The sequence below is a fragment of the Flavobacteriales bacterium genome (assembly GCA_020435415.1).
Lineage (GTDB): Bacteria > Bacteroidota > Bacteroidia > JACJYZ01 > JACJYZ01 > JACJYZ01.
In genome coordinates this window covers 1-17,112 of record JAGQZQ010000007.1, presented here as the reverse complement: position 1 = coordinate 17,112, position 17,112 = coordinate 1, and the positions used below count along the sequence as shown (strand labels likewise).

At 49.0% G+C, this 17,112-nt stretch carries 13 protein-coding genes; 2 read left to right on the top strand and 11 right to left on the bottom strand.

Features of this window, described 5'->3' with window-relative positions; all coding sequences use genetic code 11:
- The first annotated feature begins 70 nt into the window (after positions 1 to 70).
- On the top strand, positions 71 to 601 hold the full coding sequence (locus tag KDD36_02430) for a hypothetical protein (protein ID MCB0395481.1): 531 nt from the start codon (positions 71 to 73) through the stop codon (positions 599 to 601).
- Here the strand turns inward: KDD36_02430 and queG are convergent.
- The 10 genes from queG to KDD36_02380 all read right to left on the bottom strand — a co-directional run bounded on the left by queG (position 598) and on the right by KDD36_02380 (position 13,859).
- Positions 598 to 1,521, bottom strand: a complete 924-nt coding sequence (queG, locus tag KDD36_02425; GenBank protein ID MCB0395480.1) for a tRNA epoxyqueuosine(34) reductase QueG — start codon at positions 1,519 to 1,521, stop codon at positions 598 to 600. The genes KDD36_02430 and queG overlap by 4 nt on opposite strands.
- Positions 1,521 to 2,552 carry a Holliday junction branch migration DNA helicase RuvB gene (ruvB, locus tag KDD36_02420; GenBank protein ID MCB0395479.1) on the bottom strand — a complete coding sequence of 344 codons (1,032 nt, stop codon included), beginning with the start codon at positions 2,550 to 2,552 and terminating at the stop codon, positions 1,521 to 1,523. The genes queG and ruvB overlap by 1 nt, the downstream gene beginning before the upstream one ends.
- A gap of 78 nt (positions 2,553 to 2,630) precedes the next feature.
- Positions 2,631 to 4,412 carry a cbb3-type cytochrome c oxidase subunit I gene (locus tag KDD36_02415; protein MCB0395478.1) on the bottom strand — a complete coding sequence of 594 codons (1,782 nt, stop codon included), beginning with the start codon at positions 4,410 to 4,412 and terminating at the stop codon, positions 2,631 to 2,633.
- Positions 4,413 to 4,451: 39 nt separating this feature from the next.
- Positions 4,452 to 5,489 (bottom strand): cytochrome c oxidase subunit II, encoded by a 1,038-nt coding sequence (locus KDD36_02410; GenBank protein ID MCB0395477.1) that lies wholly within the window; start codon positions 5,487 to 5,489, stop codon positions 4,452 to 4,454.
- A 48-nt stretch (positions 5,490 to 5,537) separates the two neighbouring features.
- Entirely contained in the window at positions 5,538 to 6,662 is a 1,125-nt protein-coding gene (locus KDD36_02405) for a quinol:cytochrome C oxidoreductase (GenBank protein MCB0395476.1), read from the bottom strand.
- Between the two features lie 60 nt (positions 6,663 to 6,722).
- A complete protein-coding gene (locus KDD36_02400) occupies positions 6,723 to 7,448 on the bottom strand; it encodes a cytochrome c (protein ID MCB0395475.1) in 726 nt (241 codons plus the stop codon).
- Between the two features lie 22 nt (positions 7,449 to 7,470).
- Entirely contained in the window at positions 7,471 to 7,992 is a 522-nt protein-coding gene (locus KDD36_02395; protein MCB0395474.1) for a DUF3341 domain-containing protein, read from the bottom strand.
- A gap of 8 nt (positions 7,993 to 8,000) precedes the next feature.
- A complete protein-coding gene (gene nrfD / locus KDD36_02390) occupies positions 8,001 to 9,380 on the bottom strand; it encodes a polysulfide reductase NrfD (protein MCB0395473.1) in 1,380 nt (459 codons plus the stop codon).
- Positions 9,381 to 9,399: 19 nt separating this feature from the next.
- Positions 9,400 to 12,555: a TAT-variant-translocated molybdopterin oxidoreductase gene (locus KDD36_02385; GenBank protein MCB0395472.1), complete on the bottom strand. Its 3,156-nt coding sequence runs from the start codon at positions 12,553 to 12,555 to the stop codon at positions 9,400 to 9,402.
- 26 nt (positions 12,556 to 12,581) lie between these two features.
- Positions 12,582 to 13,859, bottom strand: coding sequence for a c-type cytochrome (locus tag KDD36_02380; protein MCB0395471.1), 1,278 nt, complete (start codon positions 13,857 to 13,859; stop codon positions 12,582 to 12,584).
- A gap of 279 nt (positions 13,860 to 14,138) precedes the next feature.
- Here KDD36_02380 and KDD36_02375 point away from each other — a divergent pair, with 279 nt between their 5' ends.
- Complete coding sequence (locus KDD36_02375; GenBank protein MCB0395470.1) at positions 14,139 to 14,576, top strand: SPOR domain-containing protein; 438 nt, start codon at positions 14,139 to 14,141, stop codon at positions 14,574 to 14,576.
- A 35-nt stretch (positions 14,577 to 14,611) separates the two neighbouring features.
- Here the strand turns inward: KDD36_02375 and infB are convergent.
- The coding region (infB, locus tag KDD36_02370) for a translation initiation factor IF-2 (protein MCB0395469.1) at positions 14,612 to 17,112 on the bottom strand (2,501 nt) is incomplete at its 5' end.

The window sequence follows — 17,112 nt, the reverse complement described above, 5'->3', positions numbered from 1 at the left end:
CCCGAACAGAATCTACATGCTAGTGTATGAAAACCTTATGTTTGTTGCTACATTCAACACAATCCGACTAATGCTCGATGAAGCTTCAAAAACAGAATTGACCGATGAGATTGACCGACAATGGGAATATCATCTCTTGACGCGTGCAGTGTTTAATTCAAATTTTCCAAAGGATTTAGAATATATAAGTCCACCATTTTATGAAGAAAGAGGAATATGCATCAAAGTAAAAATTCTTGATGCTTATTCCGAAGTTTTCAAGAACAGTGCGGGAACCGTTGCGGTATGGTTAAATCAGAACTATGTTATTCGTCTTTATGGGATATTAGACAGTAAGCGTTTAATAAAACATGGTAAAGAGAATGATATCAAGATCATTGAGCTTATCAATATCATGAGACAAAACGTTGGAGCACATTCTACTGGTAGAAGAGCTTCGAACAAGTCGGATTTAAATAAGGCAACCAAACTTATCAATGAATTGTTTGGGAAAAAAATATCCATTGAAAGTATCCGTAGCTATACCTTGTCGATCGATTCTGTCTTAGAACCAATGAAAGATCAGGTAAAAGCATTTATTTCGGGTCTTAAGGCCTGCTAAACCCACACAAACTTCAGATTTCTCTTGAATCCTTCAAACCCGGGCCTTTGCAAAGCCGATTTCCCGAACACCTTTTTAAACACATCTTCCGTGATCTCCGTCCACGCTTCCCTGTCCCAGTCCAGCATGCCTTCCGGCGGCCGGAAAGATGCATCGGTGGTTGATTCGGCAAAACGATTCCATGGACATACTTCCTGGCATACATCGCAACCAAAGACCCAATCATTGAACTGGCCCTTCATGCTCGTGGGGATCTCATCTTTTAACTCAATGGTGAAATAGGAGATACACCGGCTACCATCCACCACATAAGGGGCGGCAATCGCTCCGGTCGGACAGGCATCCATGCATCGTGTACAGCTGCCGCAATGGTCAGTAACTGGACGGTCTTCTTCCAGTTCAAGATCACAGATGAGTTCCGCAATGAAGAAATATGATCCCTCCCCTTTCCGGATCAGGTTGGCATTTTTTCCGATCCAGCCCAGTCCGGATTTTGCTGCCCATGCTTTATCCATCACGGGGGCAGAGTCTACGAACACACGGCCGTTCACCTCACCGATATGTTCCCGGATGCTTTCCACCAACATAAACAACTTATCCTTGATCACGCGGTGATAATCAACCGCACCGTATGCATACCGGGAAATTCTGGGTGCATCGGGGTTTTGTTGTTGTTCGGGATAATAATTGATCAAGAGGGATATCACGGACCTGGCCCCATCCACCAGCTTCGTAGGATCCAATCGTTTATCAAAATGATTGGCCATATAGTCCATCCGGCCGTGCATGTTTGCCTTCAGCCATTTCTCAAGCCGGGGAGCCTCTTCTTCTAAAAAACCTGCTTTTGAAATGCCACAATAGTCAAAGCCAAGGCGTTTGGCCTCTTGCTTGATCCAGCTTGTATGGTGTGGATTGGGCATTACTCCCCATCAAACAGCTCCCCCTGTACCCTTCCGGGTTTCAGTCCGAGGTGCTTGTATGCACGTTCCGTTACTACGCGGCCGCGCGGCGTTCTGGCAAGGTATCCCTCCTGGATCAGGAAGGGTTCGTAGACTTCCTCCAGGGTATCAGCCTCTTCGCTCACTGCTGTGGCAATGGTGGTGATACCTACCGGTCCGCCCTTGAATTTTTCAATGATGGTGGTGAGGATCTTGTTGTCCATCTCATCCAGCCCATGTGCATCCACCTTCAAAGCTTTTAAGCTGGTGGTGGTAATATCCAGGTCAATGTTCCCATCGCCACGCACCTGTGCAAAGTCACGTACACGTCTCAGGAGTGCATTGGCGATACGGGGGGTACCGCGGCTTCTTCTGGCGATCTCTTGTGAGGCATCCTCATAAATCTTCACCTGCAGGATTCCTGCCGATCGTTTGATGATATCGGAGAGTTGTCCTGTCTGATAGTATGCCAGCCGGCTGGTGATACCGAATCGCGCCCTTAGGGGTGACGTAAGCAATCCTGAGCGGGTGGTGGCACCGATCAGTGTGAACGGGTTCAGCTCGATTTGCACAGTACGTGCATTGGGGCCGGTATCAATCATGATATCGATGACATAATCTTCCATCGCCGAATACAGATACTCTTCAATCACCGGGCTAAGGCGATGGATCTCATCAATAAACAGAACATCATTGGTTTCGAGGTTGGTGAGCAAACCTGCCAGGTCGCCGGGTTTTTCCAGCACCGGTCCGGAAGTGATCTTTACATTCACCCCCAACTCATTCGCAATGATGTGTGCCAGGGTTGTTTTCCCCAATCCGGGAGGGCCATGAAGCAACATGTGATCGAGTGCCTCATCACGAAGGCGGGCGGCTTCCACGAACACCCGCAGGTTATCCACCACTTCTTCCTGTCCGGTAAAATCCTCGAAGGATTTCGGGCGTAATACCTTCTCCAGCTCGTTGTCAACGGGCTTCAGCTCCTCTTTGTTGGGGTTCAGATTTTCGTTCATGGCAGGGATCCTGACCTAAAATAACAAAAAATCCCCCGTACCGGGGTGGTGCGGGGGATGAACATTTTTTAAAAGGCGTCAATGACCTTCATCGTACTCACCGGATTCCAGGGGAACCGTTTGTGGTACATAGTCCTCTTCCTTTCCTGGCTTGCTGTAATCATACGGCCAGCGATGTACTTCCGGAATAGCGCCGGGCCAGTTACCGTGTACATGTTCAACCGGAGCGGTCCATTCAAGGGTGTTGGATCTCCATGGATTCTGGCTTGCTTTGCGTCCCAGGTAAATGCTGTAGAAGAAGTTGAAGATAAAGATGCCCTGTGCAATCGCTCCCATCACAGCGAAGAAAGTGATCAGTTGATTCATATCCCTGAAACCTTCGAACATGGCAAAGGCATCGTAGTTGAAATAACGTCTGGGGTATCCAGCCAAACCGGAGTAGTGCATGGGGAAGAATACACCGTAAACAGATACGATGGTGACCCAGAAGTGGAGATAACCCAGCTTCTTATTCATCATCTTCCCGTACATCCTGGGGAACCAGTGGTATATTCCGGCGAACATTCCAAAAATGGCGGACATACCCATCACAATGTGGAAGTGACCAACCACGAAATAAGTATCATGAACGTTGATGTCCAATGCCGAATCCGCTAGGATGATACCGGTTACCCCTCCCGTGATAAAGGTGGAGACAAGACCTATCGAGAACAGCATGGCCGGTGTGAGTTGCAGGTTCCCTTTCCACAGGGTGGTAATATAGTTAAACACCTTTACTGCAGATGGAATCGCGATCAGCAGCGTGGTGAATACGAACACCGAACCGAGGAACGGATTCATGCCGGTCACATACATATGGTGACCCCAAACGATGAATGACAAAAAGCCGATCACGAGGATTGAACCGATCATGGCGCGGTAACCGAAGATAGGTTTACGCGAGTTGGTTGCGATTACCTCCGAGGCAATTCCGAGCGCCGGTAGAAGTACGATATAAACCTCAGGGTGACCGAGGAACCAGAACAAGTGCTGGAAAAGGATGGGGTTACCACCTTCATGATGAAGGGGTGCACCCTGGATAAAAATGTCTGACAAATAGAAGCTGGTTCCGAAACTGCGGTCAAAAATGAGCAGCAGGGCAGCGGATAGCAGCACGGGGAAAGAAAGTACACCCAGGATGGCTGTTACCAGGAATGCCCAGATTGTTAGCGGCAGGCGGGTCATCTTCATCCCCTTGGTGCGCAGGTTTACAACGGTCACGATGTAGTTCAGACCACCCAGAAGTGCGGATACGATAAACAGTGCCATACTTACCAGCCAGAGGGTCATACCCAGTCCGGAACCGGGGATGGCTTGCTCCAGGGCACTCAGTGGAGGATAAATGGTCCAGCCTGATGATGCAGGACCCGTTTCCACAAAGCATGAGATCAGCATGATCGCACTTGAAATGAAAAAGAACCAATAAGATAGCATGTTCAGGAAGCCGGAAGCCATATCACGTGCACCGACCTGGAAGGGGATCAGCAGGTTGCTGAAGGTACCGGAGAGTCCGCCTGTCAATACCATAAACACCATGATGGTACCGTGGATGGTTACCAGTCCGAGGTACATCTCGGGCTTCATGATTCCACCCGGAGCACCTTTGTCACCAAGAAAGAAGTTAAGAATTCCGAAGCTTTCTCCGGGGTATGCGAGTTGAAGTCTGAAAAAGGTAGACATCAACATACCCACAACGGCCATGACAATAGCGGTGACCAGAAACTGCTTGGAGATCATTTTATGGTCCATGCTGAACACATACTTTGAAATCCAGTGTTCTTTATGGTGATGATGCGAGTGCGCGTGGCTTTCTGCAGACATAGCGTTCAATTATATGGATTGATTTTGTGTTCTTAAATTTTATTGTTCACCGAATGCTTTCTGTTTGGCGAACCAGGCATTGAATTCCTCTTCGGATTCAACCACCACCTTCATTTGCATATTGTTGTGGGCCATTCCACAAATTTTATTACACAACAAAATGTAATTGAATTCAGCATCTTCCGCTTCTCCTCTTTGCTTACGGAGCTGGTTGATCTTGGCATACTTATTAATCACGTATGGATCTTCCCTCATTTCCGCGGTTGTCTTACTCGGCGTAAATGCAAACTGTGTGGTCATACCGGGTACACAGTTCATCTGTACCCTGAAGTGGGGTAGGTAAGCACTGTGGATCACGTCGCGCGAACGGAAAGAAAGCTTTACCGGCTTGCCTTTCGGAAGGTGGAGTTCTTTCACCACTTTATCATCGCTACCAGCCGGATCATTTACATCCAATCCCAGGGCATTGGTTCCTTCGATCAGGCGGAAGCTTGCCTTTCCGAATTTACCATCTACACCGGCATAGCGTGCGGTCCAGTCGAACTGCTTGGCATATAATTCAATGTGCAGGTAATCTTCTTCAGCATATTTATTGGCATCCATCACCCTGTTCCACATGGTCAGACCATAGGTGATCAGGCCGGCCAGAACGATCATGGGCGCAATGGTCCATGCCATTTCCAATTTGTTGTTGTGTGGGTAGAAAGTCGCCTTGCTGTTCTTTCTTCCATGGTATTTAAAGGCAAAGAAGAAAAGAAGAATATTGGTCAGAAAGAAAACGGCGCTGATGATCACCAGGTTGAGGTGCATCATATCATCAATACCCTGTCCGTGTTCGGAAGCAGGAGAAGGCAATTGGAATTCTGCATATTTCATGGTGAGGCCTATCACAAAGGCGAAGAAGATCACCATGAAAACGATGTAGAGAATACCGTTGGTACGGTTGTCCCTTTCCGTGGTGACCTCATTGTCGTCTCCCTTTCCTTGCAGCACAGCCGCAAGATCCAACACCTTCACCAACTGAATGGCAGCGATGACGAGCAAAATGATTCCGATAAATATGAAAAAACCGATCATGTGTTGATATTTTAAAACCGCATCCTAAATCTGTTGTTCTCTGACCTATTAATAATGATGGTGAAGGCTCTCTTCGAGGAAGGGATGATTCTTCACAACCATGGGCGCCTTGGCCAGGGCATTCTGCACTACAAAAAGGAACAGGCCCAGGAATCCGAGGAACATACCCCATTCGGCAAAACCGATATGACCGTGTTCCTGTACTATGCCAGGGATCACCATCATCTGTACATCATACCAGTGTCCCAGGAAAATAATACCTCCGACCATTGTCAGCAGTCCGGTATGCCTTTTGGCATCACGGCTCATCAGCACGAAGAATGGCAGGAAGAAGTTAACGATGACCATACCGAAGAATGGCAGGGCATATTCCTCAATCCGGAACTGGTAATAAGTTACCTCTTCAGGGATATTGGCATACCATATCAACAGGAACTGGGATACCCATAGGTAGGCCCACACCATGCTGGTGGCAAACATCCATTTGCCCATATCATGGAGGTGATTCTCATTTACCTCCTGGAGGTATCCCTTGCGTTTCAGGTAGATCGTGAAGAGTAACGCAAACGTTGTTCCACTGACCCAGAAACCCAGAAACACATACCATCCGAACAAGGTACTGAACCAGTGAGCATCAATGGACATGATCCAGTCCCACGCTGCGATGGAAGTACTCACGGCGAAGAAAACCACAAAACCGGCGGAAGCCTTAATGCTTTTCTTGTGCCATTTCAGTCCTCCCTGAAGGTCTTCCTGTAAAGAATATTTCCTGAGGAAATAGGTACCAACAATCCAGCCGGCGATATAGATCACGGAACGGACGTAAAAGAAAACGGGATTAAGGAAGGCCTCTTTACCGGCAATGATCTTATCAAAGTGCGGGGAACCCTCTTCGAAGAGTTCGTGGTCCATCCAGTGAAATATGTTATGATTTCCTGCAAAGATGACAATGAGGAAAAGGGGGCCACCTATATAAAGATACTGGGCCATGGCCTCCGGGATTCTTTTGATCACCGCAGACCAGCCACTTTCGGTCAGGTATTGGAAGGCAATAAAGAAAGTACCGAACAGGGCGATGGCCAGAAAGAAAAAGTTATCGACCAGCAGGTTGGCCCATGCCTGATGTGGGTCTGATGCAAAAGCCGCAATGATGGACACCAGTCCGATTGCCATCAGTATAAAACTGAAAACCTTGCTCTTCTGTGTAAAATTATACTCCATAATCACGACCAATTAACCGTTTTGCGTTGATTCTGCAGGTGCAGCTTCCTGTTCAGCGGGAACCGGGGTTGCCTCCTGTGTTCCTGTTGCGCCTCCTTCAGCCGGAACCTCTGCTGTTTTCGGTCCCTGAAGGGTTTGAATAAAGTGAATGATCTTCCACCGTTCTTCCGGATAAAGCTGGGTTGCGTGGTTCGGCATCAGGTTCTTTCCGTAAGTAATGGAATGGTACATCTTGCCTTCCGACAGGTTCTTCAATGCTTCCGAGCTGTATGCCGGCGGCGGTGGGAACCGGTCATTCTTAATCATCTTACCATCTCCCATTCCTGTTGCTCCATGACAATGAGAACAGTATTTGACAAAAAGATCCTGGCCTTCTTCCAATACTTTCGGGGAAAGAGGGATCGGGTTTTTCAGTTGTTGCCCGGCCAGTTCATATCCTTCCTTTGTATTGGGATAAGCGTATGGCAGATGCCCCCGTGCTACTGTACCTGCTACCGGTTTTTGTGCAGACATACTGTCTGCAAACACCGGGTTGGTTGAGTAGGTCTCATACGACGGTGATCTGTACATATCCATAGCCGCCGTATACTCAATGCGCGGTGTGGTATGCTTCTGACTCTCGTCGTACTTACGCGTGGGATCTTGTCCGCATGAGGCCATACCCATCACGACAACTACGCCAAGGAGGGCATGCGTTGCGATCTGATTTACGGTTTTCGGTGCTTTCAAACGGTTCATAGGCGATGTTAATTCGCTGAGCTTATTTTGTATTGACTTCAAAAGCGCCTGATTCATTCAGTGCGCTGGTCATTGCAGAAACCTCTTCCTCGGAATGGGCTTCGAGTTCAATGCAGAATTTATCGTCGGTGGTTCTGGGATCCGGGTTCTTTGCACTCACACCGGGCAGCAACCAGCTTCTCAACAAAAAGGTGATGGACATACCATGTGCTGCGAGCAACACACCTGATTCAAAAGTCACGGGAATAAACGATGTCAGGTTCTCTCTGAAAGAGAAGCTAGGCTTACCACCGATATCCATTGGCCAGTCCTGAATGGTCATGTACCAGTTCATCAGAAGGGCCAGGCTCACACCGGTCATACCATAGATGAATGAGCATATGGCCAGGCGGGTCCTTTCGAGGCCCATTGCGGCATCCAAGCCGTGAACCGGGTAAGGGGTGTAGACTTCCTCAATATGAAACCCTTTGGCACGAAGGGCCTTCACCGCGTCTATCAATACGTGGTCGTCATCAAATAGACCGTATATTTTCTTATGCGTCATGGCGTCTGTTATTCAGAGATCACGTTCAAATATTGGTTACCTGTTCCTTTCAGGATAGACTTGGTCTCACTTTGTGCGATGACCGGGAATACCCTTGAGAATAGAAGGAACAAGACGAAGAATATACCGATGGTACCGATGTAAATACCGATATCCACAAAGCTCGGATGGTACATCGTCCAGCTGCTTGGCAGGAAGTCGCGGTGCAGCGATGTCACGATGATCACAAAACGTTCGAACCACATACCGATATTCACGATGATGGACAGAACAAAAGTAAAGGTGAGGTTCCTTCTCCATTTGCCTACCCAGAACAATTGCGGGCTCACCACGTTGCAGGTCATCATGGATGCATAGGCCCAGAAATACGGGCCGGTTGCACGGTTGATAAAGGCATAGCTTTCATATTCCACACCTGAGTACCACGACACAAAGAGCTCCGTGATATAGGCCACACCCACCATTGAACCGGTAAGCATGATGATCTTGTTCATATACTCGATGTGGGAGATGGTGATATAATCTTCCAGATGCATCACCTTCCGCATGATCAGAGACAGGGTCAATACCATGGCAAAGCCGGAGAACAGGGCACCCAATACAAAGTAAGGCGGGAAGATGGTGGTATGCCAACCGGGAAGCACCGCAGTGGCAAAGTCCATACTTACAATGGAGTGTACCGAGAATACCAGTGGTGTAGCCAATCCAGCCAATACCAGTGATACTTCCTCAAAACGTTGCCAGTCTTTTGCGCGTCCGCTCCATCCGAAGCTGAGGAGGGCATAAATCTTTTTGGTCATCGGTTTGATGGCCCGGTCGCGGATCATGGCGAAGTCAGGCAACAGTCCGATGTACCAGAATACCAGCGAAACGGAGAAGTAGGTCGAGATCGCGAATACGTCCCACAACAGCGGGGAGTTGAAGTTCACCCACAGCGAACCCAGTTGGTTTGGCAATGGCAGCGCATAAAACGCCAGCCACGGTCTTCCCATGTGAATCAGCGGGAACTGCGCCGCCATGATCACCGCGAAGATGGTCATCGCTTCTGCGGAGCGGTTGATCGCCATACGCCAGCGGGAGCGGAACAACAAAAGTACGGCTGAGATCAGGGTACCGGCGTGACCGATACCGATCCACCAAACGAAGTTGGTGATATCCCATGCCCAACCAACGGTTTTGTTAACTCCCCAGGTGCCGATCCCCCGGCCGATGGTATACATAATGCAACCGATGCCCCAAAGAGCAGCCACCACCGCCACGGTAAATACGATGTACCAAAGGCGGCTGGCCTTTCCTTCTACGGATCTGGCCACATCCTCAGTGATCTGATGCAGGTCTTTACTGCCTTTGATCAGCGGCTGACGAATGGTCTGTACTGCTTCGCTCATAGCGTAAATGATCTGTTAATTAAGCTTTATCTGTATTTCTCACCTTGGTCATGTACTGCACCGAAGGTTTCACATTCAATTCTTCCAGCAGGTAATAGGTTCTGGGATCTTCGGACAACTTCCGGACCTCGGAATTCTCATCTGCCACGTTTCCGAAACGGATGGCATGTGTAGGACAAACGGCACTACATGCAGTCTGAACTTCACCGTCTTTAATAGGTCTACCTTCCTTCTTCGCTTCCAGTTTACCTTCTTGCAGACGTTGTACACACATGCTGCATTTTTCCATCACCCCACGGGAACGTACCACCACATCAGGGTTCAGTACAAGACGACCCAGCTCATTCTGCGATGGGTTAATGTCTGTGAACTTGGAATCCCTCGGATAGCTATACCAGTTGAAGCGACGTACTTTATACGGACAGTTGTTCTGGCAGTATTTTGTACCCACGCAACGGTTATAGGTCATCATATTCAAACCTTCGTTGCTATGGGAAGTGGCAGCCACCGGACAAACCGTTTCACACGGTGCATGGTTACAGTGCTGACACATTACTGGTTGGAAAACCACCTGAGGATTTTCAGAAGGCTCTTCCAAGCGGTGATACATTTCGATCTTTCCTACACCCTCTTCCTTGGCTTTCGCCTTGCTGTAGTCAGAGCTGTAGTAGCGGTCGATCCGGATCCAGTGCATTTCCCTGGACCTTCTCACCTCATCCTTACCAACGACAGCGATATTGTTCTCTGAGATACAGCTCACGGCGCAAGCCCCGCAACCTATGCAGGATGTCAGGTCGACAGACAGGTTCCAGTGAATGGCATCCTTGGTATGCGATTTCCACAAGTCCACCTTATCCGGTGTCTCATGTTTATGATCAACCGTAGCGACAGTCACCTGCTTGTTGCCGGATGAAGCATCGTTCATATAAGCAGCAAGGGTGGTTTCCTTAACGATACCGGTCTCCTCACTATCACGTCCCATCAGGGTGTGGTGGGTCTGTGTAGTGGCCAGGTGCATTTTTCCAACGGAACCGCTGATACTGCAATTGGCAGCATAGTATACGATTCCATTGCCATCGCGTGTAGCAAGTTTATATGCATTCACACCAACGTCTTTACCCGCTTTTCCAACGGTGGTGCGGCCATATCCGAGCGCCAGTCCGATAGTTCCCTTCGCCTGTCCGGGTTGAGGATATACAGGTGCATTCAGCGTGGCCTTTCCGACAGTGAGGGTAATGACATCCGCCTCCTGTTGCTGACCCAGAACGGTGTTGAATCCAAGTTCCTTCATATGAACCGGGTTCATGGTCACGTAGTTGTCCCAGCAAATTTTGGAGATCGGATCGGGGAGTTCCTGCAACCATGGGTTGTTGGCATGCATCCCGTTACCTACGCCTGTTTTTTCATACAGCACGAGTTCATAAGCACCACCCTTAGGTACAGAATTTGCAACGGCAGAAGCGGCTGCAGAAAGATCCGTCGCTATACCTACGGCAGGAATCAGAGCAGTTGGAGCAAGAGACAAACAACCTTTGTGCAAGCTGTTGTTCCAGAAAGCGTCGAACATCAACTCACCGCTTTGTCTGGTAAACTGATCTGCTTCCCACTGCTTTCTGATAAAATCATGAAACGACGTTGGCTGACCTGCCCATGCAAGGAGACTTTCCTGATACTGTCTTGTTTTGAACAGCGGACTGATGGTTGGCTGGCAAACGCTATACTCGCCATTCCTCGGGCTATGGTCATTCCATGATTCCAGGAAATGTGAATCCGGGCAAACAAACTCAACCGAAGCGGCTGTTTCATCAAGAGACGGTGCAAAAGAAACCGTCAGGTCCACCTTTTTCAGGGCGGCCTTGAACGCTTCACCATCGGGCAAGCTATAAACCGGGTTGGTATTGTAAATCAACAGAGCGCCAACCTGGCCACTTTGCATGTCCTTTATAAGATTGTCAACGGCTGCATCATCACTCTGGAAGAGCAGGCTTGGTCTTTCAATGTCAAGTGTCTTGCCATAGTTACCAAGCATATTGTTGATACCAGTCACGAGCAATTGAACATTGGGGTCATTACTTCCACAGACCACGAGAGACTTTCCGGGATTCTTGAGAAGATGAGACGCCGCACTTTTGATCTTTTCATCAAAAGGAAGTGAAGCACTACCTCCAGGGGTATTGCCCGTGCCTGATGCAACAGCATTATAGAGCGCAAGTACAGTTTGTCCCTGTTGAGATGGTTTCATCGGGATGCGCTCATCGGCGTTGGAACCGGTCAGCGACAGATGTGTTTCAAACTGGATATGTTTGGAGATCGTCTTGTTTTCCTTCAGGTTCCTTTTCTTACCGTACTGTTTCATGAACTCAACGGGGGATACCCAGTTGGCCAGGAAATCCGCACCGATACTCACCACCACGTCGGCTTTGTCAAATGAATACGCCGGAACAGCGGAGCGACCAAAGGCTTTCCTATGTGCCTCGATGATTCCATAGCGTGAAACGGCATCATAGGTCACCACTTCGTTGGTGGCCTGCGTACCATCATCGCTGGTACCTGCACCATATACATTCAGAAATGCTTGTATGGCTTTGGATGTGCTTGGGCTTGCCGTAGAAGAAGTAAGAATTCTCACCTTCTTTCCGGCAGCCTTGGCAGCCTTTAGTTTTGAGATGATGGCTTGATCCACCGATGCCCAGTCGCTGTTCTGACCACCCTTCATCGGGTTACGCAGTCTGGATTCATCGTATAAAGAAAGGATACCGGCCTGCACACGCGCGTTGATCGAACCTTCCGTAACGGATGAGGACTTATTTCCTTCAATCTTGATGGGGCGACCTTCACGTGTCTTTACCAGCACACTGCAATAGTCGTTGCCATCAAAATAAGAAGATGCATACCAGTTGGCGATACCGGGGGTGATCTCCTCTGGTTTGATGATATAAGGGATGGCCTTATTAACGGGGGCTTCACATGCAGCAAGTGTAGCGGCAGTCACACCGAATCCGAGGTATTTCAGAAAATCTCTGCGGCTTGTGGGTGCCTTCTGAACCTGTTCGCCGGACAGGAATTCATCCACAGGGAGGTGTTCCGCAAACTCGTTGTCCCTTGCTTGTATAAAGGAGGGATCCTGCTCGAGTTCTTCAATGCCTTTCCAGTAAGTCTTATTCATGGTTGTCATTCCCAGACAAGGTTTTTCAGTTCAGATTAATAGTGGCAGCGGGCACATTCCAGTCCGCCTAATTCTTCAACAGTGATCTTTCCGTCCTTCATGAACTTGGCCTTATGTTCCTCGCTCAGCTTATTATGCACGTAATCATAGTATCCGTTGCCTTCCATTTTCACCGGTTGGTTGCGGTGACAATCAACACACCATCCCATGGTCAGGGTTGATTCCTGGTGCAACACATCCATCTCTTCAACGGCGCCATGACAGGTTTGACAGGCAATGCCGCCCACTTTCACGTGTTGTGAGTGGTTGAAGTAGGCCAGATCAGGCAGGTTGTGAATGCGCACCCATTTAACGGGCTTCGGATTATCTCCGTAAGTTTTGGTTTCAGGATCGTAGTCAAGGTATTCATAAATCTTGTTGATCTCTGACGATCCGCTGCGTTCCCCTTCAGCCACATAAACGTGACAATTCATACACACATTCAGGGATGGAATGCCGGCTGTTTTGCCTTTTTCCGCGCTTGAGTGACAGTATACACAGTTGATACCGTTCTTTCCTGCGTGCAGGTCATGCGGGAAAGCAATAGGTTGTGTTGGCTCATAGCCCTGATGTACACCTATCCAGATAACGCTGTACCAGGCCTGACGAAGTCCGAGCGCAACGATCAACAACACGATCACGGCAACCGCGCGTTTGTTGTTTGACATCCAATGCTTGAGGTTGCCGAACAGACCGCGGTCCACAGGAATAGGCTCACCCAGTTTATCCGCTACCGCAACCTTCAGCGACTTCTTGGTGGAAGACAGGAACCAGATAACAAGCAGCAGGGTAATACATGCAATGATCAGGGCATAAAGCAGGGTATTGCCTGCAGGCGCACCAGGAGTTCCGCCTGCAGGCGCACCAGGAGTTCCGCCTTCAGGATCTTTAACCACTACTTCCGGTATCTTATAGTCCTTAATATAAGTAAGGATGGCGTCAATCTCTTCCTTTGAAACCGCTTGGGCGGGCATGTCTATTTCATTGTTTTCCTTGAAAACCTTAACAGCATATGCATCTCCGGCATCGATCAGCGATCTGGAATTCTGTATCCATTGGTACAGCCAGTCTTTACTTGGCACCCGGTCTTCAATTCCGGCAAGACCCGGCCCGATCACTACTTTATCGCCTGGCGAATGGCATGCTTTACAGTTCGCTTCGAACAAATCTTTACCGCTCTGCGCGTGGCTGGACGACACCGCGGCAACTCCGAAGATCAGTAGAAAATGTAGCGCCAATCTGAGCTTGGAAACCCTCATAAACAGGTTGCGCATATTGGATATTTTGCGTAGAAAACAATACTTTTTACGGTGGACAAATTTAGAACAATTCGCATTTTATCATTCATCGGTAATTAAGAAATGATTAATTTATAATGATTCTAAATAAGGTATTGGAAGCCGTTTCAAACCTCTGTCTATAAAAATGATATCTTGGTAGATGACTTCTAAAAATTGAGCGCACAAAAATACCGAACAACCATTCGTAACGTTCCTGAAGTATCACTGCGATAAAGCGAACACAATACCGGAAATATGTACCTTGCACCCCCGATGAAAAACACATGGACAGGACTGGCAGTCGCGATGATGGCTACCGTCAATATCAGTCTCGCACAGGTACCAACCGATTCTATCACACGCACCAATCCGGTAAAGGTCGAAAGCGATGAACGTCTCGACCGCCTCCAGGAGGCTTACGAAAAAGAGGGCAGGGAAAAGGGCACGGTCGCGGGCTACCGGGTACAAATCTATTTTGGTTCAGGAACAGAAGCCAAGAATAAAGCAAACCAGGTGAAATCGGAAGTACTCGTTAAATACCCCGAGCTATCGGTTTATGTACAATGGGATGCCCCCAACTATAAAGTAAGGGTCGGCGATTGCCGGAACCGGTTTGCTGCAGAAAAACTCAAGAAGGACCTCATCGAAACTTTCCCGGCGTGTTTTATTGTCAAAGACGACATCCGCTGGTCTGCGATTCCGGAAGAGTGATTTACGGCGCAGGGGTCAACAAGGAAGCACTTCTTCTACTTAACCTGTACCTGGGTAAATCCTTCCACGATATCTCCTACTTTGATATCATTGAAGTTCTCAATGGATAATCCGCACTCGTAACCACTGCTCACTTCCTTAACATCATCCTTGAAGCGTTTGAGGGAAGATAATTTACCGGTGTAGATCACGATACCATCGCGGATGATGCGCACCTGTGTATTTCTGGTCATCTTTCCATCGATCACCATACAACCTGCGATCGTACCAACGCGGGAGATTTTGAATACTTCGCGAACCTCCACATTGCTCACCACTTCTTCCTTCATCTCCGGTGCAAGCATTCCTTCCATCGCGGATTTGATCTCATTGATGGCATTGTAGATCACTGAATACAGTCGGATATCGATCTCTTCCTTCTCTGCCAGCTTCCGTGCATTGAGGCTCGGGCGGATCTGGAAGCCCACGATGATGGCGTTGGATGCGCTGGCCAGCAACACATCCGTTTCGGTGATCTGTCCTACGGATTTGTGGATCACGTTCACCTGAATTTTATCGGTAGACAATTTGAGCAATGAATCGGCAAGTGCTTCCACGGAACCATCCACGTCACCTTTCACGATCACGTTCAGTTCCTGGAAGTCTCCTATGGCCAGACGTCTGCCGATCTCATCAAGTGTGATATGTTTTTGTGCACGTATGCCTTGTTCACGTTGAAGTTGCATCCGTTTGTTTGCGATTTCCTTGGCTTTGCGCTCTTCTTCCAGCACATTGAACTTATCACCTGCCTGGGGTGCACCGTTCAGTCCGAGGATCTGCACCGGTGTAGACGGTCCGGCTTCAGGAATCGCCTGGCCTCTTTCATTGAACAGCGCCTTAACCCTTCCGTAATGACATCCTGCCAGAATGATGTCTCCGACGCGAAGCGTCCCACCCTGAACCAACAACGTACATACATAACCGCGGCCACGGTCCAGGGTTGCTTCGATGATGGTACCGTTCGCCCTTCTGTCCGGATTGGCTTTCAGTTCGAGAAGTTCTGCCTCGAGCAACACCTTCTCAAGAAGATCATCCACACCGGTTCCTTTCTTGGCTGAGATGTCATGACTTTGATATTTACCACCCCATTCTTCCACGAGGAAATTCCTGGCAGACAGGGCTTCCTTGATCTTGTCAGGATTGGCATTCGGTTTATCCACTTTGTTGATCGCGAAGATGATGGGTACTCCGGCAGCCTGGGCATGATTGATCGCTTCCACGGTTTGTGGCATGATGTCATCATCCGCCGCAATCACGATGATCGCTACGTCCGTTACCTGCGCACCGCGGGCACGCATGGCGGTAAACGCTTCGTGACCGGGTGTATCCAGGAAGGTGATCCTGCGACCATCCTTCAGATCTACCGCATATGCTCCGATATGCTGTGTAATACCACCTGCTTCACCGGCGATCACGTTGGCCTTTCGGACGTAGTCGAGCAAAGACGTTTTACCGTGGTCGACGTGTCCCATTACAGTAACGATAGGCGGGCGCGGGACAAGGGTGGCTTCATCATCCTCTATCTCTTCTTCCTCTTTCAATGTTTCCTGCAGATCGGCACTGACGAACTCCATCTTATATCCGAATTCCTCGGCGATAATGGATAACGTTTCAGCGTCCAGTCTTTGGTTGATGGAGAGGAACAGGCCGAGGGCCATACCGGCGGAAATGATCTCGTTCACCGGCACGTTCATCATCTTCGCCAGTTCATTGGCTGAAACAAATTCCGTTACCTTGAGGATCATGCTTTCCGATTCCGCACGCTCCATGTCCTGCTGCATCTGTTCGCTTATCGCCTGACGTTTCTGACGGCGGTATTTGGAACTTTTGGACTTACCGCCCGAGCTACTCAGACGTGCAAGGGTATCTTTAATTTGTGCGCGGATTTCCTCTTCATTGGGTTCCTCCTTTACCGCACGTCCTTTTCTTCCGCGCTTATCACCGCCTCCACCGGGACCACCAGGGCCACCACCGGTGCGTGGGCCGGCCCCTTCCTTCTTGGCGGGTTCCGTACCGATTCTTTTTCTTTTTCTCTTTCGACCTTTGCTATCTATTTCAGAATCCGACGAGGAAGCAACGGGTTTCTTCTGTGGTTCGGGAAGATCAATCTTACCCACGATGGTAGGACCCTCAAGGCGACTGACCCTGGCTTTGATCACACCGTCATCCGCATCCTCCTCTGCTTTGGGAGGTGCTTGCGCTTCCTCGGTTTTGGTTTCCTTTGGCTCAGCAGGTTCTTCCTTTACCGCTTCGGGTGTTTCTACAACTTCTGCGGGCTTTTCCGGTTCCGGTTCCGGAGGTGTTGGTTCAGCCGGTTTTTCCGCCACTACTTCTTCTGTCTTCGTTTCCTCTTCTGGCTTTACTTCGGGCTCAGGCTTCTTCTCTGCTTTGGTGGTGGTTTTCTTTTCTTTTTTTGGAGGCTCGGGCTTTTCTTCCGGCGCTGCCGTTTCTTTGGCTTCAACTTTGGGAGCTTCCTCTTCGGTGAGTTCGACGGGAT

Bases quoted from the DNA above. Each gene is read 5' to 3' on its own strand.
- KDD36_02395 (MCB0395474.1), bottom strand. From the start codon at position 7,992: ATGACGCATAAGAAAATATACGGTCTATTTGATGACGACCACGTATTG.
- KDD36_02380 (MCB0395471.1), bottom strand. From the start codon at position 13,859: ATGCGCAACCTGTTTATGAGGGTTTCCAAGCTCAGATTGGCGCTACAT.
- KDD36_02410 (MCB0395477.1), bottom strand. From the start codon at position 5,489: ATGATCGGTTTTTTCATATTTATCGGAATCATTTTGCTCGTCATCGCT.
- KDD36_02385 (MCB0395472.1), bottom strand. From the start codon at position 12,555: ATGACAACCATGAATAAGACTTACTGGAAAGGCATTGAAGAACTCGAG.
- KDD36_02430 (MCB0395481.1), top strand. From the start codon at position 71: ATGCTCGATGAAGCTTCAAAAACAGAATTGACCGATGAGATTGACCGA.
- ruvB (MCB0395479.1), bottom strand. From the start codon at position 2,552: ATGAACGAAAATCTGAACCCCAACAAAGAGGAGCTGAAGCCCGTTGAC.
- nrfD (MCB0395473.1), bottom strand. From the start codon at position 9,380: ATGAGCGAAGCAGTACAGACCATTCGTCAGCCGCTGATCAAAGGCAGT.
- KDD36_02375 (MCB0395470.1), top strand. From the start codon at position 14,139: ATGAAAAACACATGGACAGGACTGGCAGTCGCGATGATGGCTACCGTC.
- KDD36_02400 (MCB0395475.1), bottom strand. From the start codon at position 7,448: ATGAACCGTTTGAAAGCACCGAAAACCGTAAATCAGATCGCAACGCAT.
- KDD36_02405 (MCB0395476.1), bottom strand. From the start codon at position 6,662: ATGGCAATCGGACTGGTGTCCATCATTGCGGCTTTTGCATCAGACCCA.
- queG (MCB0395480.1), bottom strand. From the start codon at position 1,521: ATGCCCAATCCACACCATACAAGCTGGATCAAGCAAGAGGCCAAACGC.
- KDD36_02415 (MCB0395478.1), bottom strand. From the start codon at position 4,412: ATGTCTGCAGAAAGCCACGCGCACTCGCATCATCACCATAAAGAACAC.